At 58.0% G+C, this 25,611-nt stretch carries 13 protein-coding genes; 9 read left to right on the top strand and 4 right to left on the bottom strand.

Translation table 11 applies throughout. From position 1 onward, the window contains the following. Window positions 1-208 precede the first annotated feature (208 nt). The 3 genes from ACA075_RS23660 to ACA075_RS23650 are packed head-to-tail and all read left to right on the top strand — an operon-like array spanning window position 209 to window position 3,024. Window positions 209-1,315, top strand: a complete 1,107-nt coding sequence (locus ACA075_RS23660) for a GGDEF domain-containing protein (protein ID WP_497295689.1) — start codon at window positions 209-211, stop codon at window positions 1,313-1,315. Then, window positions 1,308-2,243, top strand: coding sequence for an iron-sulfur-binding ferredoxin reductase (locus ACA075_RS23655; protein WP_497295687.1), 936 nt, complete (start codon window positions 1,308-1,310; stop codon window positions 2,241-2,243). Before ACA075_RS23660 ends, ACA075_RS23655 begins: the two co-directional genes overlap by 8 nt. Window positions 2,244-2,274: 31 nt before the next feature. Beyond that, window positions 2,275-3,024, top strand: coding sequence for an enoyl-CoA hydratase-related protein (locus tag ACA075_RS23650; protein WP_497295685.1), 750 nt, complete (start codon window positions 2,275-2,277; stop codon window positions 3,022-3,024). Between the two features lie 199 nt (window positions 3,025-3,223). Here ACA075_RS23650 and ACA075_RS23645 read toward each other — a convergent pair whose 3' ends face one another. Then, window positions 3,224-4,549 carry a hypothetical protein gene (locus ACA075_RS23645; protein WP_497295684.1) on the bottom strand — a complete coding sequence of 442 codons (1,326 nt, stop codon included), beginning with the start codon at window positions 4,547-4,549 and terminating at the stop codon, window positions 3,224-3,226. 241 nt (window positions 4,550-4,790) lie between these two features. Then, window positions 4,791-6,242, bottom strand: a complete 1,452-nt coding sequence (gene pyk / locus ACA075_RS23640; protein ID WP_140667576.1) for a pyruvate kinase — start codon at window positions 6,240-6,242, stop codon at window positions 4,791-4,793. A gap of 157 nt (window positions 6,243-6,399) precedes the next feature. On the opposite strand from pyk, the gene ACA075_RS23635 reads away from it, so the two are divergent. Together ACA075_RS23635 and ACA075_RS23630 are read left to right on the top strand one after the other, a co-directional pair. Continuing rightward, window positions 6,400-6,786, top strand: a complete 387-nt coding sequence (locus tag ACA075_RS23635; RefSeq protein WP_094470962.1) for a tetratricopeptide repeat protein — start codon at window positions 6,400-6,402, stop codon at window positions 6,784-6,786. A 245-nt stretch (window positions 6,787-7,031) separates the two neighbouring features. Next, entirely contained in the window at window positions 7,032-7,391 is a 360-nt protein-coding gene (locus tag ACA075_RS23630; RefSeq protein WP_497295681.1) for a PilZ domain-containing protein, read from the top strand. Between the two features lie 141 nt (window positions 7,392-7,532). Here ACA075_RS23630 and ACA075_RS23625 read toward each other — a convergent pair whose 3' ends face one another. Then, entirely contained in the window at window positions 7,533-7,910 is a 378-nt protein-coding gene (locus tag ACA075_RS23625; RefSeq protein ID WP_497295679.1) for a DUF6124 family protein, read from the bottom strand. 460 nt (window positions 7,911-8,370) lie between these two features. Between ACA075_RS23625 and ACA075_RS23620 the strand changes: the two genes are divergently transcribed. The 4 genes from ACA075_RS23620 to ACA075_RS23605 all read left to right on the top strand — a co-directional run bounded on the left by ACA075_RS23620 (window position 8,371) and on the right by ACA075_RS23605 (window position 24,093). Then, the gene (locus ACA075_RS23620) at window positions 8,371-11,850 is read left to right on the top strand and encodes an Ig-like domain-containing protein (protein ID WP_497295677.1); all 3,480 of its coding nucleotides are present in this window, start codon (window positions 8,371-8,373) and stop codon (window positions 11,848-11,850) included. Window positions 11,851-11,974: 124 nt separating this feature from the next. Next, window positions 11,975-15,601 carry a Tc toxin subunit A gene (locus tag ACA075_RS23615; protein ID WP_497295675.1) on the top strand — a complete coding sequence of 1,209 codons (3,627 nt, stop codon included), beginning with the start codon at window positions 11,975-11,977 and terminating at the stop codon, window positions 15,599-15,601. Between the two features lie 49 nt (window positions 15,602-15,650). Then, entirely contained in the window at window positions 15,651-19,763 is a 4,113-nt protein-coding gene (locus tag ACA075_RS23610) for a Tc toxin subunit A-related protein (protein ID WP_497295673.1), read from the top strand. Then, on the top strand, window positions 19,756-24,093 hold the full coding sequence (locus ACA075_RS23605; protein WP_497295672.1) for an Ig-like domain-containing protein: 4,338 nt from the start codon (window positions 19,756-19,758) through the stop codon (window positions 24,091-24,093). Before ACA075_RS23610 ends, ACA075_RS23605 begins: the two co-directional genes overlap by 8 nt. A 43-nt stretch (window positions 24,094-24,136) precedes the next feature. Here ACA075_RS23605 and ACA075_RS23600 read toward each other — a convergent pair whose 3' ends face one another. After that, on the bottom strand, window positions 24,137-25,468 hold the full coding sequence (locus tag ACA075_RS23600; RefSeq protein WP_497295670.1) for a DUF58 domain-containing protein: 1,332 nt from the start codon (window positions 25,466-25,468) through the stop codon (window positions 24,137-24,139). Window positions 25,469-25,611: the final 143 nt, after the last annotated feature.

Raw genomic sequence — 25,611 nt, 5'->3', positions numbered from 1 at the left:
CGACGGCTGCGCAGCCGAACGCAGGCTTCGCCAGCTGCTACAGGGACCATGGCAAGCACCAGGATCCAGGTGAAAATCGGACATGCTTTTGACGCCAGTTTTCTGCCCCGAAAATTGAATGGTCATTTATCAGACACCCCACTAAAGTGGCATTCGGTCTGTAGAGTAGGACACTCGGTCAGCCTCCTTTCGCACGGTGAGTCAACGATTGACCCATAACGCCATCCAACGGCTTTTACTTAAACGCTTTGCCCTCGCAGCCGGCACCTACGCCCTGGCTTTGGTCTTACTGTGGCTGGCGTTTTTCACCGGGCATTACGATGAATCGCTGACCAGCGTGGCCATCGGCAGTGCACTGGTGGTGATCACTCAAGGGACGTTGTTTGCGTTGTTTTACAGCGGCTGCAACCTGCGCTTTTCCGACCCGAGCCTGACCGAAGCACAAGTGTTGATGGGCCTGGGGTGGCAGACGTGGCTGATCGCCAATCTGGATGAGGCGCGCGGCGCGTTCCTGGTGTTCTACCTGCTGATCATGTTGTTCGGGCTGTTCCATCTTTCGCGCCGTGCGTTTGTGCGGTGCGCCCTGTTGGTGTTTTTCAGTTTCAGTGCGATCACGCTGTGGGAGGGCTACCACTTCCAGTTGCACGACCCGGCGCTGGCGGCGTTGCAGGTGTGCGTGCTGTTTATCGTATTGGTGTGGCTGGAGCTCTATGCCCGTTACGTCCAGGCCTCGCGTCAACGTATGCGGCAACGACGGTTTGCCTTGCAGGCGCACCAGGACACCCTGCGCGGGATGATGCGCCAGCTCGAAGACCTGGTCGCCACTGACGAACTCACCGGGCTGTTCAACCGCCGGCATTTCCTGCGCCTGGCCTCCCGCGAGCTGAATGCGATGGACGCTGGCGTGGTGCATGGCTTGGCGCTGATCGACCTCGACCACTTCAAACGTATCAACGATGTTCATGGCCACGCTGCTGGCGATCAAGTACTGCAAGCCTTTGCCGGTGTGGCCACCGCCTGCCTGCGCGAGGGGGATGTGCTGGCCCGTTATGGCGGCGAAGAGTTCGTTGTGCTGTTGCCTGACTGCAACGCTGAACGCCTGACGTCCTGTTGCGAACGCCTGCGCATCGCGTTCACCGATGTCGAACTGATCGGACTCAACGTCGCCCACCTCAGTTTGTCCGCCGGCATGACCTTGCTGGAGCTGGGCGATGATCTCGACGATGCCTTGCAGCGCGCCGACCAGGCGCTTTACCGCGCCAAGCGTGACGGTCGCAATCGTTGCGCGGCGGCGTGGGAGAACGTCGATGCCTGAGTTGCGGGTCGGCGAGCGCCACTGGTCTGTGGCGCCGGGCAGCAACCTGCTCGATGCCCTGAATCAGAACGGCGTGGCCGTGCCTTACAGTTGCCGCGCCGGCAGTTGCCATGCGTGCCTGGTGCAATGCGTTCAAGGCTTGCCCAGCGACAGCCGTCCCGATGCGTTGAGTGTCGAACAGCGTCAGCAAGGTTGGCGCTTGGCGTGTCAGTGTCAGGTGGTCGAGGACTTGCAGGTGCACACCTTCGACCCACACGTTGACGGCCGCCCGGCACAAGTCGTCGCCGTCGATTGGTTGAGCGCCAGTGTGTTGCGTTTGCGCCTGACCACCGAGCGACCGTTGCGCTACCGTGCCGGGCAGCATCTGGTGTTGTGGGCGGGTAACGTGGCACGGCCATACTCCTTGGCGAGCCTACCGGAAGAAGACCGTTTTCTGGAATTCCATCTCGATTGTCGCCAGCCGGGTGAGTTCAGCAACGCGGCCCGCCAACTGAAAATCGGCGACCCGATCCGCCTCGGCGAATTGCGTGGCGGAGCGTTGCAATACGACCCCGACTGGAGCACTCGACCGCTGTGGCTGATGGCCGCCGGTACGGGATTGGGGCCGTTGTTCGGGGTGTTGCGCGAAGCGCTGCGTCAGGATCACCAAGGCGCCATCCGCGTCATTCACCTCGCCCATGACACCAGCGAGCATTATCTGGCCAAACCCCTGCAAGCCCTGTGCGATGTGCGTGAAAACCTCAGCATCGAATGCTGGACCCCGGCCGAGTTGCCGCAGGCGTTGGCGCAACTGCGGCTTGTTTCCCGACAAACCCTGGCCTTAGTCTGCGGAGCCCCCGACAGTGTCGACGCCTTTGCCCGGCGTTTGTACCTGGCCGGATTGCCGCGCAACCAACTGCTGGCGGATGTCTTTGTTCCCCGTGGTTGAGCGCTGATCGTTTAACGACGCGAGACTCGCCATGACCGATGCCATCCAGCTTGAACGCGAACGCGGCCTGCTGACCCTGCGCCTGAACCGCCCCGACAAGAAAAACGCCCTGACCCGCGCCATGTACAGCCACTTGGCTGACGCGCTGAAACAGGCCGACACCGACCCCGAAATCAACGCCGTGCTGATCACCGGCAGCGCCGAGTGCTTCACTGCCGGCAACGACATTGCCGACTTCATCCAGCAACCGCCGAGCAACCTCGACAGCCCGGTGTTCAACTTCATGCTCAACTTGCTCGAATGCCGAAAACCGGTGATCGCCGCCGTGGCAGGCGCTGCAGTGGGGATCGGCACGACGATGTTGCTGCATTGCGATCTGGTGTATGTCAGTCGGGATGCGCGGTTGCGAATGCCGTTTGTGAACCTCGGGTTGTGCCCGGAGTTTGGTTCCAGCCTGATCCTGCCGCGACTGCTCGGCCATGCAAAAGCGGCCGAACTGTTGTTGCTGGGTGACGGGTTCAGTGGTGAACAGGCTGCGGCTTGGGGCATAGCGACCGAGGCGTTGGGCAGTGGCGAAGCGGCGTTGGCCAAGGCGCGGGAGATGGCGTTGCGGTTTGAGTCATTGCCACCGGACGCGGTGCGGATCAGCAAGCAATTGATGAAAGCGCCGGATCGGGAACAGCTGCGCAAAGTGATCGAAGAAGAGGGTGCGTTGTTCACCCAGCGGTTGCGCTCGCCGGAAGCGTTGGCGGCGTTGTCGGCCTTTATCAAACGACATTGAATGGTCGCTGACCTTGCGGGCCTCTTCGCGGGCAAGCCCGCTCCCACAGGTTCTTGTAGTGGTCACGTAATTTGTGAACAACACAAAACCCTGTGGGAGCGGGCTTGCCCGCGAAGAGGCCTATCCAGGCGACACATCTTCCGGATCAGAAACCAAAAAGCCCCGCCATTCACCGGGCAGGGCTTCCCTCTGCTGAGAACTACGACAGATAACGCAAAATGATGAGATTCTTTGAACTCCCGGAGTAGGCAGCTACGAGTATTTTGTCGTCGCTCTGCAACGCCATGCCTGTCGCGGCCTCAGTCCCAGGCTCTACCTCGGTGCGGACGTAACCGATGCCATTGAATTCGGGATCAAACTTTTCATCGATAAATCGAGCCACAACGATGTCGACTTTGCCATTAAAAAACCCGGTTCCTCCCACCACCACAATCCTCCCATTCTTTTGAATGGCGCCACCCGTCCACGCGGTCAAAGCGCCGGGCTCTAACTCGGTAAACAAGGGCATACCCCGGTTGAATTGGATATTGGGCGACCCGTCGGGTTCGATGCTCAGCAACAGGCCCCTGTCGTTTGAAGGGGTGATGGTCGAACCAATCCCCAAAATGCGCTGATTGGGTTGTTGAGCCATCACCTCGACGCGTAGTCCGCCCATGTCGACTGGGCCTTTGGTGATAACGAATCCGCGGTCTGCGAACGAGTTGTCGAGATGACCTTGCGGGTGATAGCGCACAAACATGGCGGAATGAGGATCATTTTTATCCCATACCGCTCCGCAACCCAGGTACTTGCCGTCGGCCTGCACCATGATGTTCATGAGCTGTGTGTGGTTAAACAAGTAGTCGGGATGGGAAACGACGATATGGCCAATTTGATTGAAGTCCAGATCCAGCGATCCTTTATCGTCGAGTCGAATAATCAGACCTACCGCTGAATCTAAGCCGAAAAGTACATGATGTTTGAATGCAAGTATTTTCCCATCGGGCAGGACTTCTACTCCGAAGGGGCTAGCGGTGCTTCCGGCGGTCGACGGCGATTCATTCTGGCGAGCGGCGTGAGCCGGCGGATGCACAATAATATTGTGAATGGCATGGCCGTCTTCGCCGAAACTTTGGTCAAGCCGTCCATCAGCTCCATAACGAGCGAAGGCAGGCGCCTGAAGGAACTCACTGCTGGTGGCATCACCAAATAAAAGGATTTTGCCGTCAGGTTGAACAGCCAACGACCTTACTGTTGAGCTGAGCCCCTTGAAGCGCCCCACGACAACACCGTTATCACTGTCTGCGCCAAACGTTTTATCGGCTGAGCCGTCTGAGTTCAGTCGGCCCAATATGTAAAAAGACGTGGCCATGCTGTTGTCGTGGTACCAACCTGCGAAATAGATTTTGCCTTCAGTGCCTTCCCCGACGCTCTTGATACCTTCAATTCTGGCCACCGCGTATTGGCCAAAACCAATCCAGGCAATACCCTTTTCCCCAAAACCTTCGTCCAGCATGCCGGCCTCGGCGGTAGGTTGAGTCTTCATTTGTTCAAGCTCCGTTATGGATGTGAGGCCGACTGCTGCAGATCAGAAGATGAAGACCTTTCCTCATGTTCAAGGTTGGTAGCGAATACAGGGCCAGGATCTGATTGGAAGGTCACAGTGCCAGACCTGTCTACTGTAAAACCTGACAGTAGACAGGTCGGTCATTTTCCAGGGCGCCGTTCTTCAGACGAAAAAAAACCGCCATTCACATGGCGGTTTCTATTTCAGCAGTTCTGATCACTCAGACCATCTTGTCGCCAACGTGCAGGATTTTCATCCCGTTGGTGCCGCCGATGGTGTGGTAGCTGTCGCCCTTGGTCAGGATGACCCAGTCGCCTTTCTCCACGACGCCGCGTTTGAGCAACTCGTCGATCGCGGCCTGGCTGACTTGCTCAGGCGGCAGCGATGCCGGGTCGAACGGTACGGTGTAGACGCCACGGAACATGGCCGCGCGGGCCTGGGTTTCGCGGTGTGGGGAGAACGCGTAGATCGGCACCGAAGAACGGATGCGCGACATGATCAACGGCGTGTAGCCACTCTCGGTCAGGGCGATGATCGCTTTCACGCCCGGGAAGTGGTTGGCGGTGTACATGGCGGCCAGGGCGATGCTCTGGTCGCAACTTTCGAAGACCTTGCCGATGCGGTGGCTGGAGGTCTTGCTGGTCGGGTGCTTTTCAGCGCCGACGCAGATGCGCGCCATTGCTTGCACGGCTTCCAGCGGGTACAGACCGGCAGCACTTTCTGCCGAAAGCATTACGGCGTCGGTGTAGTCGAGCACGGCGTTGGCCACGTCGGACACTTCGGCGCGGGTCGGCATCGGGTTCTGGATCATCGACTCCATCATCTGGGTCGCCACGATCACAGCTTTGTTGTGGCGGCGTGCGTGCAGAATGATTTTCTTCTGAATGCCCACGAGCTCGGCGTCGCCGATTTCCACACCCAGGTCACCACGGGCAACCATCACCGCGTCGGAGGCCTGGATCAGCGCATCGAGGGTTTCGTCATCGGCCACGGCTTCGGCGCGTTCGATCTTCGCCACCAGCCAGGCGGTGCCGCCGGCTTCGTCGCGCAGTTGACGGGCGTATTCCATGTCGGCGGCGTCACGCGGGAAGGACACCGCGAGGTAGTCGACTTCCATTTCGGCGGCGAGCTTGATGTCGGCCTTGTCTTTCTCGGTCAGGGCCGGCGCCGTCAGGCCACCGCCGCGACGGTTGATGCCTTTATGATCGGACAGCGGGCCGCCGATCAGCACGGTGCAGTTCAGTTCGGTGGCGGTGGCGGTATCGACGCGCATCACCACACGGCCGTCGTCGAGCAGCAGCTCGTCGCCCACGCCGCAGTCCTTGACCAGGTCCGGGTAGTCGATGCCGACCACTTGCTGGTTGCCTTCGGTCAGAGGATGGCTGGTGGAAAAGGTGAATTGATCACCGATCTTCAGCTCGATCTTCTTGTTGGCGAATTTGGCGATACGGATTTTCGGGCCTTGCAGGTCACCCAGCAGGGCGACGAAGCGGCCGTGCTTGGCTGCGAGGTCACGCACCAGCTTCGCGCGAGCCTTGTGCTCGTCGGGGGTGCCGTGGGAGAAGTTCAGGCGGGCGACGTCCAGGCCAGCCAGAATCAGCTGTTCGAGAACTTCCGGCGAGTTACTGGCCGGGCCAAGGGTAGCGACGATTTTGGTACGACGGACGGACATGCAAAGACTCCTGAGTTCAAGCGCTGAGTGAGGCTACTATGGTCCGAAGTTGTAGTCATTGTTCATATGCACTACTTATTCGTTTATATCTTTAACCGAACATTCCTGAAGATTTCTGCTCACGGGTCGATACAGAGCTCAAGACAGGAGAACCCCCATGCGATTCGTGCCCATTGCCGCCCTTGCCCTCAGCGTCCTCAGTGTGACGGGCTGCGCCCGTTGGTCGATGAACCATCATTTGAATAACGCCTACAGCGCCTACGATCGCGGCAATTGCGAGCAGGTAATGCTCGAATTGTCGAAAGTCGAACGCTCCAGCCGTGCGCGGCCTTATGTGTGGCCGGAAGTGTCGATGATGCGCGGCCAGTGCCTGGAACGGCAGAAGCTGTTCATCGATGCGGCGCAGACTTATCAGTTCATCATGGCGTCCTACCCGCAAAGCGAATACGCCTACCGCGCCCGCGCGCGCCTGGAGACCTTGCAGAGCCTGGGCCATTACCCGACTCGCAGCGCCGCAGCAGCGGTGCGCCCGACGCAGTTTTGATGACTGTTGTCATGCAAAGGCTGGCCGCCCGGCGGTGGTGAGCTATAGTCGAATGGATCGGTTTTAGAGACATGTCTCTAGATCGAGGTCATACCTGTAACCGGCAGCTGTAAGCGTCAGCGGATTCGTGGACTGACGCACCGGGAACGGGGAGAGCGCGCCAGGCTTTTCGACAAGAGCAAAAACAGGCACGTTCCGAAGCATTAGTGCGGCCCTGCTTAAGGGCCTTGCTGGGCCAACTGCGCATGTTTACCGACCGCCGGATCGAGCGGCATCAATTGCCGTATTTTCTGAAAGTGTTCAACAGCGTCACCGACAAACCCATCGGCTTTCTGGGCAATGTGTCCGCCGACGGGCTGATGCTCATCAGCCAGTTGCCCATGATGGTGGGCGTCGATTTTGACCTGCGATTGAAAATCCCCGCCAGCGACGGTTGCCAGCAGGTCATTGACCTGACGGCGTGTTGTTTGTGGTGCCACGAAGACGAAACCCCCCACCATTACGACGCCGGGTTCAGCCTGCAACGGGCACCGCCGGAGTTTGGGCAATTGGTGGAGGCGTTGACGCAGTACTTCAGTTTTCAGCCGATGCCTGCATCTGCCTGAAGTTCATTGGCGTTTTCACCATCGCCATCGCGGGCAAGCCCGCTCCCACAATGTCTGGCGTCGTTCACAAAATGTGTGTTCGACGCCGATCCCTGTGGGAGCGGGCTTGCCCGCGATGACGTCAGCTCAGGCGCCTGATCTTTAAGCTCCGGTCACTTTGATCGCCTTCTCGTTATCCAGCGACCGCTCCACCAACATCAAACCCAACTCACTGATCCGGTAAATCGCCATCGCCAGATGCCGCGGCTTGTCGTCCAGGCTGTCCGCCAGGTCGAGCAGCAGCGTGCTGACCGTGGAAAAGGTTTCATAGGTCTCGATGTTCAGCGCTTCGGGATTGGCATCGGCGATAACAGTGAACATTTTCATGGCACGTTCCTGGGAAGAGCGAAGGGTATCGACAGTGGGTTTGAGGTAGTGGTCGAGCGCCTTGTCGGCGGCAGCGTGGAGCTTTCTTGTATCGAGGGTGGCGTAGGGGGAAACCGGGTCGGTTTCGGGGGGATTTGGTGTTGCTTTGAACATGTTTTCGTACTCGATTGGGGCTGCCACGACCTCGCGACTAAACGAGGGGGTGGCGGCTGTAAGCAGGTTAGTCGACCGGTGAGTACGAGAACCGGCGCGCCCGAGAGCGCCCTGCGAACAGCCACCATCAAGTGCGGGGGATAGGGAAAACCCGACTGGATGACGCTATGCACATCGTACAAACACCGGGCGACTAAACCCGGCCGCTGATTGGCAGCGACGCAGATCAAGTTACGGGGCAAGGCCAACGCGCACAAGCCGGCGGATTCTGGCGGATGTGTAGTCCGTTGCGCAAGGACGTGTAGTCACTTGGCGAAAGCCTGAAAAATCGGGACGAAGCTCAAATTGAAGACCCTGCCGTTCATCGGAACTGTCAGATTTTACAGGTAGGCAGCGTCCCTGTTCGCGAAGTAGAAAGGCTCTCACGGTCTACGGCAGAACATTAGGGGCGACAGCAATCATGGCGCAAGATAATGATGAGAAAACAGAGGTTGTCCCCTTCTCCGAGTCTGGAGTTTTATGGACGAGGCCGAACATAACTGGCGCCACTCTTAACTATGTCAGTGGTGGCGCAACGGTAACAGTCACGGGAGGAGGGCATGCCGATTGTTATGTCAGAATTGTGGAGGCGCACGAACAAAGTTATAACAGTCCTGAAGGGAAAATGGGGGGGGCTGGACACTTCACGCTAGTCACCGGAGTGTTGCCGCCAGGAGAGTATGGTCTATATGTTTTTTTGTGGAATGGCCATGATGAATGGTGGATGGCCAGCAATATGGTATTGGTCGATATTAGATCAATGAAGGTGGCGCTAGGCCAATTGGATGAAACTTCAGAAAATGTTGTTGTTGAAGCATTGCTCACTTCGGATCCCACGGCTATCGCACAAGCTCCGCTGGGATATGGGGAGGTCAATCAGATTGGAGCGCCATCTTTTCATGTGGCGCAAGGGATTAGAATTGAGGGTAGGCAGAGTTTTACGGTGAGCGCCAATGCAGGTTTCAATGTCAAAATTCTTGATGCCAAAACGCTCGCGTCGCTGTCCGCAGAAACAAAAACAGATGGCAATGGGTGGGCCACATTGACGCTCACTAACGGACTGGCAGGCGGGGTGCATGAACTCGTTATCTGGAGTTGGGTCAATGGTGATTGGTTTGTGCCGAGTAAAGTTCTACGCGTTGTGGTGCTGTCCAAGCCTGTTGTTTTGACCAAGAGCATCACCTATCTCACGGCGCCAATAGAAGGGAGTAATGGTACTCCCGGTGCAACGATTGATTTGCATCAAGCCGACGTAGGAACTTATTTTGGCAGTGGTGTTGTTCGCCCGGATGGCAGTTGGTCAGTCACTCCCCAAGGTTTAAATGCAGGCGATATCTGGATTACCTGTCACCAGGCGTTTAAATCAAGAAAATTTGTCAGCGAGACTTATTCGGTTTGGGCAGAATCCGCCCCGCTACAGGTAATCATCGCTCCGAAGTTTAAATACCCAAGTGAGAATGATCGGGTTTATCGCGGAAAAATTACAGTCGTGGGAACAGGCAGGAAGTCTTATTCCAACGTTGTAATTATGTCAGGTGGGGGAGGTACTTATTTTGGAACAGCAGAGTCGGATTTTTATGGGAATTGGAGCAAAGAGATTGATTTAAGTGGAATCAATCTGGGGTCTTTTCAACTCGCCGTTCGTTATGACCCAGGGATCCATTGGGATGCAGTTAATTTTGAGCTGATAAGCATTGTTATCGACCAACCCGCCAACGGGGTGACAGTCGATTCAGACGCGGGTGTGTCCGGTTATGGAGGCGAGCCAAACTCAATTATCGAGGTGGTCGCGGATCTGAATCATACCTTTAAAGTCGGTGAAGGTCGGGTGTTACAAGATGGGCGCTGGACGATGACCACCCGTGTCAATCCCGTCCCTCCTGGCCCATTTACCATTGTGGCCAAAACGGTTAACGGTCAGCCGAATAGCATCAGTGGGCCACGGTCATTCAAAGTCCGCCCCCCCGCATTAATTAATGTCGACGTCGAGAGTTCATCCGACACCACGGTTACGTTTTCAGGCGCGGGCCACATCGGCGCTACGGTCCAATTCACCCTGGTCAGCGGCCCGGGCGGAACGGCGCCGCCCTCTGTGTTGGTGAAACCCGATGGCCAGTGGGAAACGACGGCAACGGGCTGGACGATGGGCGTCTACACGCTGAGGGCGATTCAGAAAGTCTCCGATAACGCCAATGGCTGGGTTGAGTCGCACCCCTATACGTTCACTGTTGACCGGAAACTGGAAAATCCAAGCAACGTGAAATACACGTTGGACTACCAGCCGACCTTTTTAGGCGAAGGCCACACCGGCGCTACGATCAGGATTGCCAACCCCGGCGGCGACTCCACGGCCGCCCCCGATGCGCTGGTTGCCAACGGCCAATGGTCGAGCAAGGCTTCAGCCGTGTGGGGCCCGACGCTCAATCGCGAAGTGCATATCCGGCAATATCTGAATGGTCAGGAGTCGCCGAGCTGGCTCGTGCTGAGTGTCAGCATCCCACCGTTGGCCCCGGAAATCAGCCCGGTAGACGTGGAGGGTTTCTTCGCCGTCGTCTCGGGCACCTGCTGGCCGAATGCGCTGGTCGAGCTCACGTTCAGCGACAGCGATACGACATTCCCTGCCCAGGTGACCCAGGCAAGCTGGACCTTTCAACGCGACACACCCTTTGAACCGGACATCACCCATACCGTCACGGTGACCCAGACCGCCGCCGGGCAGAAATCGCCGGCCGCCTCCGAAACCTTCCTGATCGAAGCGCTCATCCCTCAACCGGTCATCACCGAGCCCGTCCCCAGCGCAGAAGTCGACCGCGACATCACTGTCCGGGGGGGGAGCGGTCTGAAGGGGGCCACGATGCAGCTGCGCGATGCCCGATTCGGTGGCGCGCTGGGTGAACCCAAAGAGCTGGCGGTCGATGGTCAATGGTCGATCAACCTCACTGCCCTCAAATTTCGTGAGTACACCATCGACGCTCAACAGACCCTCGATGGGCGAGAGTCGTTGCGCAGTGAGATGCGCACGTTTGAAGTCGTGGTCGTGCCGCCAGTCATTACGGTGCCGGAAGCAGACCAGAATCTGCCCCGAACCTCGATGCTGGAGGGCCTGGCCACGCCAGGCGCCACGGTCGATGTCTGGCAGGAGGGCGTCCCTGAGCCTCTACTCAATAACGTTGCGGTGGGCACCGATGGCCGTTGGTACGCCGAGGTGACCTTGCCGGTGGGGCGTAAAACCATTTGGGCTCGGCAGACGGTTGAAGGGCTGCAGTCAAAAGACAGCCCGCGATTGACCTACAACGTTGTGCCGGCGGCGCCGAGCATCGAAACCCCGGCAACCGACGAACACATCGGTCGGCAGACGGTGGTTTCGGGCTTCGGCGTGCCGGGGGACACGGTAACGGTGAAGCTGGTCAGCCCGGCGCTGACGGTGTTGGGACAAAGTCCGGTGCTGGACGATCGCACGTGGTCGGTGTCGGTGGAATTCGATCAGCCCGGTGGCCGCTACGGTGTGGTGGCCGTGGCTTCGAGCGACGGGTTCGATTCCGCAGATTCCGCCGCGCGACCGGTGGTGTTGGTGACGTATTTGCCCACCATCGAGTTGCCGGCAGCGGGGAGTTGGGTCAATCACCCGATCGGGTTCAAAGGCCAGGGCGCGCAGGGGGTCGGAGAGGTGGTGAGCTGGTTTAACCCCGACCAGAAATGGGCCGTCAATATCCCCGTCGCGGGGGGGTGGCAGGGCATGGCCATGCAACAGCTACCCCTTGGTGGCCAATGGTGCCGGTTCAAGCAAACCATCACGGACAGCGCGGAAGTCGCTTCCGACTGGGTCGAGAGCGAGCGCTTCGAAGTCGTGCCTGCGACGTCTAGCGGATCTGAACATAAAAGTCCCGATGAATGGTCGTAAAAACTGTCATTTCTGACAGTAGACGAAGGCTGTGCATCAGCGCCAAATTCATTTCACCAAACGTACAGCCTGACGGGTTCGTCAGGCTGTTACGGGCTGCTATCGACTCAAGGAACCATGACCCATGGCTGACTCACCCAATCTCCCCGCCTTGCAAATGCTCGATCAGGTGTTTGATGAAGAGCCGCGCGCGCAATGCCCCGAGCTGCGTAAATACTTCGAAGCGGGGGGTTCCATCTTTCCTTTGGTGGAGAAGGGGCTTGACGGTCTGGTCAGGGGCTATGGGGTCACCCCGGACGTCGCGCGGCAGTTTATGCGCCGGGCCAACAGCATGGCCACCTATGTGCGTCGCCAGTATATCGAGCACTTGCTGACGGGCAGTGAAAAGGCCGCGTCAGGGCCATCAAGCGGGTTGTTGTCGTTCGTCCCGGGACCCACCTATGAGCGGTTATTCAACACCCCCTTTGACTCGCTTTGTCCACCGGATGCTCTGGAGTCGAATGCATCGGCGGTGGCGTATCTGATCGAATTGCTGCGCTGGATCCGCGACCGTATCGAAGTCCATGGCGTGAAGGCGGAAAAATACCCTCTGCATGATCGACGCACCGACCTGAACGAGCTGTCTGTTGACTTCAACGCGGTGCACAAATCGGTGTCCGCGGTCGATATCATCGTTTCTGTGCTGGAAGCCTTCATCACCCACCATGAGCCGGAGACGAAGCTTGAAGATGCGTTGATTGAGGCGCGCTACCCGAACGGGCTGCCTTATTACCAGCATTGGGTCACCCTGGATGCCATCGCGCAGCACCATGGTCTGTCGGTGGCCAATTTTGCACACATCGTTGACTTGGATTACCCCTATTTTCTGCGAACCGGGGCCTGGGATGCCGATGCTGGCCGCGCGCTGGCCCATGCGTCGCGGCTGGGGCCTTATCAGCGCAAGCTATTGACGGAGCCGAGTCCGGCAGAGGCAGTGCGGGACGCTTTTTACTTGGCTAATTTCGGTGCCGGAGAACTGGAATGGCAGAACCTGAATCAGGTGCCGTTCTTCGGTGAGCGGACAGTACTCGACACGCCAGGAGTCGAGGCGTTGCTATCCATTCGCAGTTTCTTGCCTGTGCGCTCAGCCAATGTGACCTACGTTCCGGCTACGCCTGCAGGCTCGGAAAGTGAACGTTCCGGTTCGGTTTACCTCAATGCACGTACATCGCCGGCTGTCAGTATTACGGGTAGCGGAAGCGGTTCTGGTTACCTTCATCGATTGTCAGAGAACCCCGCAACCCCCGAGGGGCTTGCCCGATACGACCGAATGAACCGCAAAGTGCGTCTGGACAAGTGGCTGGGACTGCCCAGCGACCAGGTTGATGCCTTGCTGGCTGCTGCCATCAGGGCTGAGGTGCGCGGCGGTGCGAAAGCAGACGAGTGGTGGGTCTCTGACAACGTCGTGCATGCATTGGGGCTTTTCCAATCATTACGCGAGCGCTACGGCTGTACTGCGCAAGACTTCGCCGTGTTTATCGATGAGCTGTCGATCTACGGTCGCGGGGAGGCGCTGTCGCAATTCGACCAGGTCTTCAATAGCCAAGGTAATTATCGCCAGCCTTTGAAGCTCGATAACCAGGATTTCCCTCTGTTGCCGGCAGAGGGGGCGACTGATTTGACGGTCAGCCAACTGTGCAGCGGTTTGGGCATTGATCTGCAGACTTATCACTATTTGGCCCTGGCCATTGCCAAGGCGCACAGCCTGCCAACAACACTCAAGCGCAACGTGGCGATCGTTTCAAGCTTTTACCGTCTGGTGAAGCTGGCGCGAATGCTGGACATCACACCGGTAGAAGGCGTGTTGATGTTGACGCTGCTGGGCGGGGATGCCTGGGTCAAGGGGTTGGCAGGGCTCCCGCAAATCAACACAACCACAGGCGGCACGCCGGATGCGCTGAGCCTGATCTACGCCCTGCATTCCTGCGTGGGCTGGTGCCGGGATCGTGATCTGCCGGTGCTGTGGATGCTGCAGCAGGTGTCTGAACCGCGCCCCGGTGTCGCCTCGGAACCAGAACAGCAACTGTTCGAGCAAGTCAGCAACCTGCTGCCGGCGGCACTGTTTACCAATGCCGGGTTGTTGATGGCCGGGGTGCCGCCACTGCCGGGAGCCGATTGGCTCAGTCTGTTGGGGAGCCTGGCCGATGCGCAGGGTCTGGTGTTGGCACCGACCGGGACAGAGTCTGACTACCCAACCTTTGCTCGACTGAGAATTGAACAAGCCGTCATGGATGGCCTGGGTGACATGGATGACGCATTGCGCGTGGCCATTGTTGAAAATATGTTCGACGTACTCATGCAGGCCCGGGAAGCCCAGGTGTCGGTGGCCAAGGAATGCCTGGCGGTGTACGCCGGTGTCGACGCAGAACAAGCCATACGGGTGCTTGCCTGGGCCAATGCGACGATTTATTCACTGCTGCGTCAGGTATGGGACCGGACCGACGCCGGGTCAGAAGAACCGGGGCGCAGGCGCATCGAAGGGGTTGATCCGTTGCTCACGTTGCTGGCCGATGTGCGCCGTCGCAGTGCGGTGGTGGCCCAACTGAACCTGAGTGCCGTCCTGCTGCAGGACTATCTGGATTACGGTCACAAAGCCTGGATCGATCAGGATGACAAACACCTGTTTACGGTGACAACGCTCTACTACCTCACTGCGCTCACCCGGGCGTTTGAGCTGAGCGAGCAACCGGCGCAAAAACTGCTCGACTACCTGCGCGAGGTCAACGCTCTGCCGACGGTGGCGGGTGATGCGTTGGCCCTGGCCCAGCAGGCTTCATCCATCAAACTGGCCGAGTTTTTTGGCTGGAGCGTTCAGGAAGTGCGCGAGTGTGTCAGTCGCATTGATCCGACACTCAAGGTGCTGAAAAACCTGACACAGCTGGACCTGTTGATGCGCATCCGCGTGATGTCGACGCACAGCGGTATGGATGCCTTGACGATTTTCCTGATCGGCAATGTGCCTGAGTCCGTTGATACGCCGGCTGCAAAACAGGCCTATGCCACGGCCGCCGAGCGCGCCTTGCTGAGCCTGTCCGAAGCGCGGGAGCCTCTTGTTCAAGCCTCCAGCGATCTGAAGCAACTCGTCGACATCAAGTGCGAAGTGAACGGCAATGCTTACGCGGTGGCCAATAAACCGGGTGAAAAAATCACATTCAAAGTGACGCTCAAGGACGGGGCAGGGGCCGCCCTGAAGGGGGTCAACGTTTACTGGCACACCACGCTGGGCAGCATTGCAACAAAAGCGACCGAGATAGATGGAACGCTTATCGCGGAGTTTTTCCCAGGCGAAAAGTTGGGCAAGGAAACGCCGCTGTTCTGGCTGGATCTGTTCGACGCGCAGTATGCCCCCAGCATTGAAGTCACGTCCGACCCCGTGACCCTGTCCTTCCCGCCATCCCTCATGTCCACGATCCCGTCGGGCCCCGTGAAACCCGGTCACGAAGTCGAACTCTTCGCTGTGCTGATGGATCGTTATAACAACCTTGGAATAGACAAGCTTGTGCGGTGGACTTTTGAACGCAAGGATGGACCGGTGAGCGCGACAGTCGTTATCCGGCCCGCTCAGGCGTTTACCAACCAGGACGGACTCACGCGAGTGTTTGTCCACAGCCCGACCGGCGGCAAGTTCGTCATCTCAGTCCTGGGTGATACCAGCGAGAGTCAGAGCGATTTCGACCCCATTAATTTCGAAGGCGACGGATACCCAGCGTAACGGTATCGCTTGCTGATGTGTGTCCCCGATTAGCCAAGGAGAAAGGATCATGGCATCGACTATCACCGGTCACCTGCTGGAAAAGCGTCGCGCTGCGTTGATGGATTACTCCATCGGGCAAGTCAACAAAACAGGAGATAAGTCTTACGCCTTTGTGAAAACACCGGAAGACCTCTTCGAACTGCTGCGCATGGATCCGCTGGACAGCTACCCGGTGCAGAACTCCTGGGTCGCTGAAGCGATCAGTTGTGCGCAGCAGTACATTCATGCGGCGTATCAAAAACTGGAACCCGGTTACGCAACGCACCCATTCAGCAAGCCGGACCTGGAGACCTGGGAGCTCTACAGTAATTACCCGGACTGGGCGGCGGTGCAATTCATCTCGTACTACCCGGAAATCTTCATCAACCCCTTTGTGCGCCAGCGCAAGACCAGTCTGTTCAAAAACCTCGAAAACGACCTGAACCAGAGCAGTCTGAACACCGACTCCGTTCAAAAGGCGCTGCAGAGCTATCTGCACACGTTCGAGCAGACCTGCGACCTGGACGTGCTCAGCGCCTATATGGGTGGCTACCGAGGGGATGCGTTGCGCTCGCCCACCCCCGCGTTGGCGGATTACTACTATGTTGGCTGCTCGCGGACCGAGCCACGTCAGTACTTCTGGCGCAAGGCAGAAGTTGAACTCGGCACCACCGAAACCGCGATCAATCCGGCGGCGTGGAGTGAATGGCGGTCGATTGAAATTCCCACCGATGAGAAGGTATTGGATATCCGTCCGGTGTTCTGGAACGGGCGGTTGTGCGTGGTGTGGGCTGAGTGGCGCAAACAGTCGGTCGATAAATCGAATGAAGTTGTTTTACCTCACCAACTCAACATCAAGCTGGCCTTCATGGCGCAAAACGGCCAGTGGTCGGCGCCGCTGAATCTGCATGCTTCGCCGCACGTTCGCGACGTCTCCGCGGGCGCACGGCTGATTACAACGGTGATGGTCACTGAGCAATACCCCAAGGGCAATCTGGGCGTGATGTTGATTAACGGCAAGACCGGAGAAGACGCCCTGAAAGTATCGGTGGTGCGCGATGTGCTGTTGCGTTCCGTGGCCGATGATGACGGCGGCTGGCTGGAGCAGGCGACGGTGCGATTTGCTACCCCCTTGACGGTGCAGCATGCGTTGGTCAGTCGACCGCCAATGGTTGTGACTGAAGATTATACGGGCAGCATGATCGCTTATCTGGGGCTACGGGCCTTTGTGTTCCCTGTTGGTAACGAAGATGTGCTTCTCGTCCAGGGCTTTTGCAAGCAAACGCCGTGGTATTACTCAGGCGACACGGTTTTTCTGAAATTGGAGTTGAACGACCCATCCGGCGGAGATTCTGGACCGATTGAACAAGCATTTCCGATTGGGGGTGACTGGAGTACTGATTGGCTAACCTTTAAACGGCCGAGAGGCGCATGGAGTTCGGCGCCTGTCTTTTCTTTTGGTGGTACTGTCGAGTCTAAATACGGGCGCAAAAACTTTACAATAACGATCGCCAACCTGCCGCACTTCACCCCACCGGAGCTGCTTAAAAACACCCTCGATGCCGCGCAGTTTCTCAAACTCAACCAGACGGATCTGGCGCTGAAATACTGTCGCCTGAACTCGCTGTTCGGTCCCGAACTCGTACAACTTTCCAACATTTCCGTCGATGCCGTACTGGACTGGGCCACACAGTTCCTGGTGGAGCCACCTCCCACCTCTGTACCGTTCAATGAGCCGAACGGTGCATTCGACGGTGCCAACGGGTTGTTTTTCTGGGAGCTGTTTTTTCACCTGCCGCACCTGGTGGCCACACGCTTGCGTGATGAAAACCGTTTTGCGCAAGCGCAGAACTGGCTGCGATACCTGTTTGATCCGCAAGCCATTGCTGATGAGCCCGCGGCGGAGAATCCAAAACCGCTGTACTGGCGCTGCCGGCCATTGGCGACCCGCGGTAGCCCTGGCGCTGAAGCCGTGAACTCGACCGATCCGGATGCCATCGGCTATGCAGCCCCAGTGCATTTTCAGATTCTGGTGTTTACGGAGTACGTCAATAACCTCATGGCGTGGGGCGACTGGTATTACCGTCAACTGACCCGGGACAGCCTGGTGGCGGCAAAGTTGTGCTACGTCCAGGCCAGGTTTCTGATGGGCAAGGCGCCTTTGGTGCGTACCGTGAGCAGTTGGGAAACAGCGAAGGTCAAGACGCTTTTAGCTAGCAGCCGTTCGCGCCCGGCGCTGGAGCTATTTGAAAAAGAGCTCAATGTCAGCCTGGCGGATTTTCCCGCCGCCTGCGATACCGCACCCCACATGGGGCTATTGGCGAACGGACCTTTCAAAGTGCCGATCAACCAGCAACTGCTCGATCTGTTTGCACGGCCCGACCAGCGCCTGTTCAACCTGCGCAACAACCTCACCATCGAGGGCACGCCGCTGTATGTCCCACTTTTCAGCCCGCCGACAGACCCCAATCAGCTGCTGCGCGATCTCGCCGACGGTGGCGTTGCCGGGCCGAGACCCATGGGGGGAAGGCTGGTGGTGGGCGCTTTTCGTTGGCGCGTTACATTCGAGGCGGCATTACGTGCCGTGCAGACCTTGCAGGAGTACGCCAATCAGGTGCTGAACTTGCTGGATCGACGGGATCGGGCGGATCAGGAGGAAATGCAGCAAGACCATTTGGTCAACCTGGGGGCCTATGCCGAGACCCTGCAACGACAGACCATTGACCAGTTGGTCGCGAATGTGACCGCGCTGTCAAGCAGCCGGACGGTGGCAGAGGAGCGGGCTCTGGCGTATTCGCGACTCTATGAGGAAAACGTGTCGGCGATTGAATACCAGGTGATGGATAACCTGCAACAGTCAAAAATTTTTGGGCTGACCTCTTCAGCCATTAAGCCCGTCGGGGCCGCCTTGGCCGCTTTGCCCAACATGTTTGGGCTGGCGAACGGTGGCTACCGCCTCGATGCACTGGTCGATGCGGTTTGCTATGGATTGGACATTGCCGCCTCGATACTGCAAATCGATGCGGACAAACAAGCCACCACCGAAGCCTACCGCCGCCGCCGCGCCGAATGGGAACTGCAGCGCAATCAGGCACAGGCAGAGGTTCGGGCGATCGATGACCAGATCGCCGCGCAGGAACATGCGGTACTGGCGGCCCGCACTAGCCTGGAGCAAACCCTCAGGGCCAACAGTCAGGCGTTGGCGATTTACAACTTCCTCAAAAAACGTGCGACCAATGCCGAACTGTACGGCTGGATGTTGGGACAGCTCAAGGCGTTGCATAAACAGGCTTACGATGCGGTGGTCAGCCTGTGCCTCAGCGCCCAGGACTCGCTCAGTGCTGAAACCGGCGATTACGAGTCGCGGATTGCCTTGCCTCAGGTGTGGCTGGACAGCCGTCACGGCCTGACGGCAGGCGAGCACCTGCATGGGCATTTACTGCGGATGGAACGCGAATACCTGCAACGCCATGAGCGGCGGCTGGAGCTGGTTAAAACCATCTCTTTGCGTCAGCTGTTTGAAGACACGATCGATCCGCAGATCGGAATAGAGAGCTGGGAGTCTGCATTGCTGCAACTGCGTGACAGCGGATCGCTGGAGTTCAAACTCACCCAATTGCTCTTCGATCAGGATCATCCGGGGCACTACTGCCGGCAGATCAGTCTGGTCGAGGTCGATCTGCCGGCGCTGACCGAGCCTTACCAGGATGCCAAGGCCACGTTGCTCCAGATCAGCGGCATGATCGCGACCAAGCCAACCGCCCAGTCGGTGAAGTACCTGCATAACCCTGACGGCGCTGTGGCCCCGGCCGATGTGCAGGTCAACCTGCGCAGTGGTCAGCAGATAGCCCTGTCGATGGGCATCGCCGATAACGGCATGGTCGCGATGAAGCCCGATGAAGGTTTGCTCAACCCTTTCGAAAATACCGGGGTGGTCTCTCGCTGGATGTTGAATTTCCCCTGGGCCGGCAAAGAGCCGCAGCGGTCGATGCTGCTGTCTCTGACCGACATCATCGTGCGTATTCGTTACACCGCCAAAGTCGGCGAGCCGACCTTCACGCGCAAAGTGGAAGACATGGTGACCGTGGAAATAATCTCCCGGCAAAACCAACAGGACAAAGGGGTAGGCGACCATGCGTGAACCTGACATTCAGGCCGACGAGAATCTGGTTCTCAATGGGGATTTCACCGAGTGGCCCGAGCATTGGAAAAGAAAACCGGTCGGGGGTTGGCTCAACACACAGCGCGAGTTCTACGAGCGCGAGTACACCCGTTTTCTGGCGGCCGGGCATGAGGCGTCGGTCAGTCAGGAGATCATCATTCCCAAAGACTACGACCCTGAAGTCGATGCGCACTATGTCCTGAGCTTCCTGTGCGAGACACGACATGCCGAAGCGGGATGGGTGCAGATCAGCATCAAGGGGTCGGACGAAGTACAGACGATCAGACTTGAACCGGGCAATGCACGTCATCAGGAAGAAGATCAGGCGCGTCTGGCCAGCGGACAGCCGCTGGAGCTCTTCCCTCGAATGTATGAAGAAAAACTGGAGCTACCGTTAAAAAAAGATGACGTGATTATCCTCGGCATATTCAGCCCCAAGAACGAACCGTCGGATTATTCATCGCAGATCTGCATCTTCCGGATCAAACTCGCCTTGCAGCTGGGGCCTCTGAAGTTGCAAACGCTGATGTTCGACACCTTTGACGTCACACCAAGCGGGCCGTTGCACCTGTGCGTCAACGGCTCCCACACGGTGAAGCTCGAGCCCATGGTCGACAACGTCTGGCAGGGCACCGGCGCTGCGCTGGTCAGCGAAAACAACCCGGATGACGCGATTCTTGCGACGCCGGAATGGGGCGTCAATCAGTCGCTTGAGCGTGAATGGCAGATCACTTGCCCGTGGATGGACATTGACGAACCCCGCCTCCTTACATTGATCGTGCATAACCAGTACACCGCAGCCCCTTACCCGATCAGCGTCTCGCTCGGGCATCATCGATTGATGTTCCGTGAAGTGCTTGAGGCGGCTTATTACCCGGTGCTTGAATTCGGCCAGGGAGTGCGGTTGGGGGTTCAGGTGACGTCGTTTTACACGTCGTTACCGGTCACTGGGAGGCCAGTGACCTGGACGGTTGCCGGTCAACCGATACTGGGTACAACCGATACCAATGAAGAAGGCTGGGCGTACTTCGATTTCCAACCGACGCAAGCGGGTGATGTCGAGATCGAAGCGTCGGTCGAGAGCCTGTACTACCCCAGTGGCATCTTCACTCAAACGTTTGCAGTCCGGGTATTGGCCACGGATCCGTGGAGGGACCTCTCAGCGGTCGTCGAGGGTGTTGCAACGCGTTGGGAAGAAAAAAACGGCTACCCCAATCGGGGTTCTGATTACCCCGTCATTGTCAAACTGCCTGATACCAGCCCGTTGTTGGGGACGCATCTTGCGATGCATTGGAGCGGTGATACCCCTGAACAACTGGGTGTTGTCGTCTATCCGGCGCTCGGGTATCCGTTGCCGGTGCCGGCCAATGGCTTCGAGCTTCCCTGGACGCTGACGAGTGAGGATCACCTGGACGGTCAGTTCTGGCTGTCGCTGGTCTGTTCGAAATTGTTGCTGCCTTCACCGAAGAAACGCATGTTGCTGGCGCGTAATCTGGTCAAGATCGGTGAGGTGCGTGAAGCCAACAAGAACCCAGAGATTGATGAAAACGAAAGTGTGTTGTTGCGGGCTCAGGTCGTGCACGACGTTAACGGCGGGACGGGTGATCCGGTCGTTGGTGCACTGGTTGACTGGGTGGCTAAGTGGGAGCATGACGGGGTCGTTGAGGCAACGAGCTCGACCCGTTCGGGAGCCGGTGGCTGGGCCAGCTTTCTGTTTACGCCAAGACACGTCATGCCGTACGTCGTCACTGCCAGCGTCCGCGCCCATCTGGACGCCGTTGCAGTTGAGCGGGACTTTAATGTGGGGGCGGTGGCGGCCAACCCCTGGAAGAGGGAGGTCAAGATCCTGCTTGATGAGGAGGAAGTTGATCGTGTCGAGATTGGACTGCTCTGTCGACGTGGTCAGACCCATACCTTGAAGGTCGTGCCCATCGCTGGCAGTGGATGGGTTGGCGCAAATATCAGTTTGCATTGGCGAGGTGCTGCGCCGGATATCGGACTGGTGCCCGCTGACCTTGGGGTCACCAAAACGCTAGTGGCAGGCGGCGTGGAGTGGACGCTTGTTTCAGTGGCGGATACCAGCATCAGCAGTCTGTTCGATCTGGAGCTGCACCTGGAGGGTGAACGGATTGTTCGAGAGCTTTTTGGGCGATTGATATCTGTGGACCCGAAAGAAGAATTGAGTCTCTTGCTCGATCAGGTGAAGGCTGCGCTTGACGGCCAGGCGCTCTATCCATGCCTGGGTGCACTGCACCGCTTCAACGTATTGCCCAATGCGCTGAGCCCGCTGGTGGGATTGAAGGCATCGCTGACATGGTCGGGAACTCCAGCAGATGAACTGGGCGTAACCATCGAACCCGCCTCGGGTGTTACGCAGCCCATCAGCGACGGGGACACGCACTGGGAATTGGACTGTACGCGCAGCGGACAAAAGGGGGAATTTGCCCTGAGGCTGGCACTCCCACAGCTCAATTTTGTCGCCACCGTGACGCCGATGACGCTGGCGCATAACAAAGTCAGGATTGAGACGTTGCGAGAATCGGCCGTGGATCCGGTTGTCGGGCAAAAACCTGCCCGGCTGTGGGTTCAGGTGTTCTCCCGCTTTACCGGGCAGGCTGTGAGTGAGGTGCCGGTGACATGGATGGGCTCAAGCGTGGTGCCAAGCGATGAGGATGGCTGGTCCGGATATGCTTTTGCGCCGGAAAATGCTGATCAGGAGCATTCGGTGAAGGCAACGGTGGAGAGTCCGTACGACGGTTATCAAGAGCAACGGGACATGACGGTCCTTGCGCTGGCTGAGGACCCCTGGAAGGGGCTGAGGGTCAGTTTTGACAAACAGGCGTTTCAGGAGTGGGGCCAGAAAACCTGCTTCCCACGTCGCAAGGGTGAACACTCGATCGATTTGGAGGCTTCGGACAACAGCCCATTGTTTGGTCATGACTTGACGCTGGGAATGACAGGAACCGGACCTGGTGAATTGGATATCAGCTTTTTATCGGCAGGGCTCGGGGTGCGACGACCGTTTTACAACGTGGGGTTGCAATACCTGTTCAGGGTGGGCGATCTGAAGGACGGTAGTTTCGCATTGCGCCTGTCGTCCGAGCGGCTGGCGAGCTTGTCGCCAGCGAACGCGATGTCCGTGGGGGAGGGCTCGCAGGTGCTGAAAATCAGCCGCAACAGCAGCGCTTCCCAGACACTGGACTGGGGCCAGGCATTTGTCGGACAGGTCACGGTGGTGTCGGTGATTAGTGGCAAGCCAATGGTGGGATGGACCGTCACCTGGCGCAGCCCGGATCTTGGGGTTGTGACTTCAAAAACCAATTATTACGGTGTGGCAGAGATTCGTTTTGTTCCCACCATACCCGGAGTGAGTGAGCTGACAGCGACGGTGGGGGATGAGCTGTATTCGGACACGATAACCCTGACCTACATGCTCAATGAGCCGCGGAAGATCATTGAGCTCATTGAGGTTGACGACAGCGAACAGGCAAGTGATCGGGCGACGCAAACCCGCATTCGGGCGAAGGTGATTTCCAGTCGTACCGGTTTGCCACTGGAAAATGTAAAAGTGATGTGGGAGTACGATAATCAACCCCTGCCGCATTCGTTTACAAATTCGGATGGGTTTGCATGGTTGATTAATAGCTTTGATGCTCAGAGTACGACTGTATTGTGGGCGACCGTGGAAGGTGGTGAGGGCGGCTGGGATTCGGTACCGCTTGTGTATGAACAAGCAGCAGTTATGGGGGCACTCTCCTGTGACAGAACCAGTACCTATCCCGGGCATGAAGTAAATGCTTGGGTCACGATAACCAACGCATTAACAGGCCTGCCTTTGAAGGGTATCCCGATCAAGTGGCGTTTTGCGGGAGTATCCTTGCTTGACTCTGTTTCCGATGACGCGGGTGTCGCCTCAGTTACAGTGGAAACGCCCGGTGTTGGTGAATATGAATTGGTGGCTTCCCTGTATTCCGCATTGCCTGGTTCGAAGACAGAGAAGATTACGGTCAATCGTCCGGTTGACTCGGCATTATCAGGTATCTATGCCTTACCCTTCGTTATCCGGGTAGGGCAGACCTCGGTTATTTCGGTACTAGTCAGGAGCATACTCACTCTGACCCCGCAGGTAGGGCGCAGGGTCCACTGGACTGCCAATGGTGAGCCTTTGTCGTCAACTTACAGCGGCAATACGGGTTGGATCAAGTTTGAATACCATGGCAAAGAGGTCGGCGACATAGCATTCGAGGCCGAATTGAGGAATCTGAACTCTACTTCAAAAACGTCCGTTAACCTGACGGTCTTGGAATAGGCATAAGAGGGTATCAAGTAAACGGGGGGACGTTGTAATGTTGCTAAATCCCCCCAGCCCTCTTCCAGCTCAAATACCGCGTCACCAACTCGGCCCCCAACTCTGAGGGCCGGGCATCCACCACCGGCACTCCATGAGCGCTCAATCGCTCATGGAGCTCCGCCCGGTCATTCAAATAATCCACCGTCCCGCAATAAGCCAGCGCTTCCGGCAAGGTTTGCACCGGCGCGTGCCGCAAGCCGTCGAGCAAGTCTTCGCGCAGACTCGCCACCAACACCCGATGCAGTTTGCTCAGGCGTTTGACGGCGGTCAGCAGTTCTTCGTCGTCTTCGTCGCGCAGGTTGGTGACCAGCACCACCAGCGCACGGCGTTTCTGTCGGGCCAGTAGCTGCGTGGCGGCAGCTTGGTAGTCGGCGGGGCGTTGGGTGCTGTCGAGGTCGTAGACGGTGTTGAGCAATTCGTTGAGCTGGCCGGTGCCTTTGACCGGGGCGAGGTAATGCGCTCGATCACTGGCAAAGGTACTTAGTCCCACCGCATCGCCCTGGCGCAGGGCGATGTAGCTGAGCAACAGACAGGCATTGAGTGCGTGATCGAAATGGGCCAGTTCACCGTCCTGGCTGCGCATTCGTCGGCCGCAATCGAGCATGAAGATGATCTGCTGGTCGCGTTCGTCCTGATATTCGCGGGCGATGGGTGTGCGTTGCCGGGCAGTGGCTTTCCAGTCGATCTGGCGCAGGCTGTCGCCTTCACGGAATTCGCGCAATTGATGGAATTCCAGGCCCAGGCCACGCCGTTGACGCTGGCGCACGCCGAGTTGGCTGAGCCAGTTGTCGACCGCCAGCAGTTCACCGCCGTAGAGATGGGCGAAGTCGGGGTAGACGCGGGTGCTGTCGGTCACGTTCAGCAGGCGTTTGTCTGACCATAAACCCAAGGGGCTCGGCAGGCTGATTTCGCAGTGTTCGAAGGTGAAATGACCGCGCTTTAGGGGGCGCAGTCGATAGCCGACAAGGCTCTGTTGACCGGGTTGCAGTTCTGCCAGTAGCGGGAGGTTTTCGAAGCTCAGGCCTTCCGGAACATGGTCGAAGATCTGGATGTTCAGTAGTTGATCAAAGTCATGCTCGACCTCCAGCCGCACTTCGCTCCATCGACCGAGCGCCAGGCTGCCGGGCATCTGGCGCTGGAGGCGCGGAGAGGGCAAGCGTTTGAGGCGAACGGCGTCGAGAACGGCCAGGGTCAGCAGCGCCAGCAACAATCCCCAGTTGATCGACAACAGGGTTGAGGGTACGTCGAATTCCAGTGCTTGCAATGAGCCCAGCACGATGCCGATGGCCAGCAGCACGGCGAGCCAGATCAGCAACAGGCGTGACGGTTTCATCAGCGCACACCTTTTGTGGCAAAAGAGCTTTCTGTGGCGAGGGAGCTTGCTCCCGCTCGGCTGCGCAGCAGTCGCAAATCAGAAAGGCACGTTTTATCTGACACTCTGCGCTGGATGGTTTTGGGGCTGCTGCGCAACCCAGC

Source organism: Pseudomonas sp. LBUM1663 (assembly GCF_059695905.1).
The sequence above is the reverse complement of the archived record's forward strand: the minus strand, read 5'-3'. Positions and strand labels throughout refer to the sequence as shown.

Coding starts and splice junctions, on each gene's coding strand:
- ACA075_RS23655 (WP_497295687.1), top strand. CDS start 1,308: ATGCCTGAGTTGCGGGTCGGCGAGCGCCACTGGTCTGTGGCGCCGGGC.
- ACA075_RS23650 (WP_497295685.1), top strand. CDS start 2,275: ATGACCGATGCCATCCAGCTTGAACGCGAACGCGGCCTGCTGACCCTG.
- ACA075_RS23645 (WP_497295684.1), bottom strand. CDS start 4,549: ATGAAGACTCAACCTACCGCCGAGGCCGGCATGCTGGACGAAGGTTTT.
- pyk (WP_140667576.1), bottom strand. CDS start 6,242: ATGTCCGTCCGTCGTACCAAAATCGTCGCTACCCTTGGCCCGGCCAGT.
- ACA075_RS23635 (WP_094470962.1), top strand. CDS start 6,400: ATGCGATTCGTGCCCATTGCCGCCCTTGCCCTCAGCGTCCTCAGTGTG.
- ACA075_RS23630 (WP_497295681.1), top strand. CDS start 7,032: ATGTTTACCGACCGCCGGATCGAGCGGCATCAATTGCCGTATTTTCTG.
- ACA075_RS23625 (WP_497295679.1), bottom strand. CDS start 7,910: ATGTTCAAAGCAACACCAAATCCCCCCGAAACCGACCCGGTTTCCCCC.
- ACA075_RS23620 (WP_497295677.1), top strand. CDS start 8,371: ATGGCGCAAGATAATGATGAGAAAACAGAGGTTGTCCCCTTCTCCGAG.
- ACA075_RS23615 (WP_497295675.1), top strand. CDS start 11,975: ATGGCTGACTCACCCAATCTCCCCGCCTTGCAAATGCTCGATCAGGTG.
- ACA075_RS23610 (WP_497295673.1), top strand. CDS start 15,651: ATGGCATCGACTATCACCGGTCACCTGCTGGAAAAGCGTCGCGCTGCG.
- ACA075_RS23605 (WP_497295672.1), top strand. CDS start 19,756: ATGCGTGAACCTGACATTCAGGCCGACGAGAATCTGGTTCTCAATGGG.
- ACA075_RS23600 (WP_497295670.1), bottom strand. CDS start 25,468: ATGAAACCGTCACGCCTGTTGCTGATCTGGCTCGCCGTGCTGCTGGCC.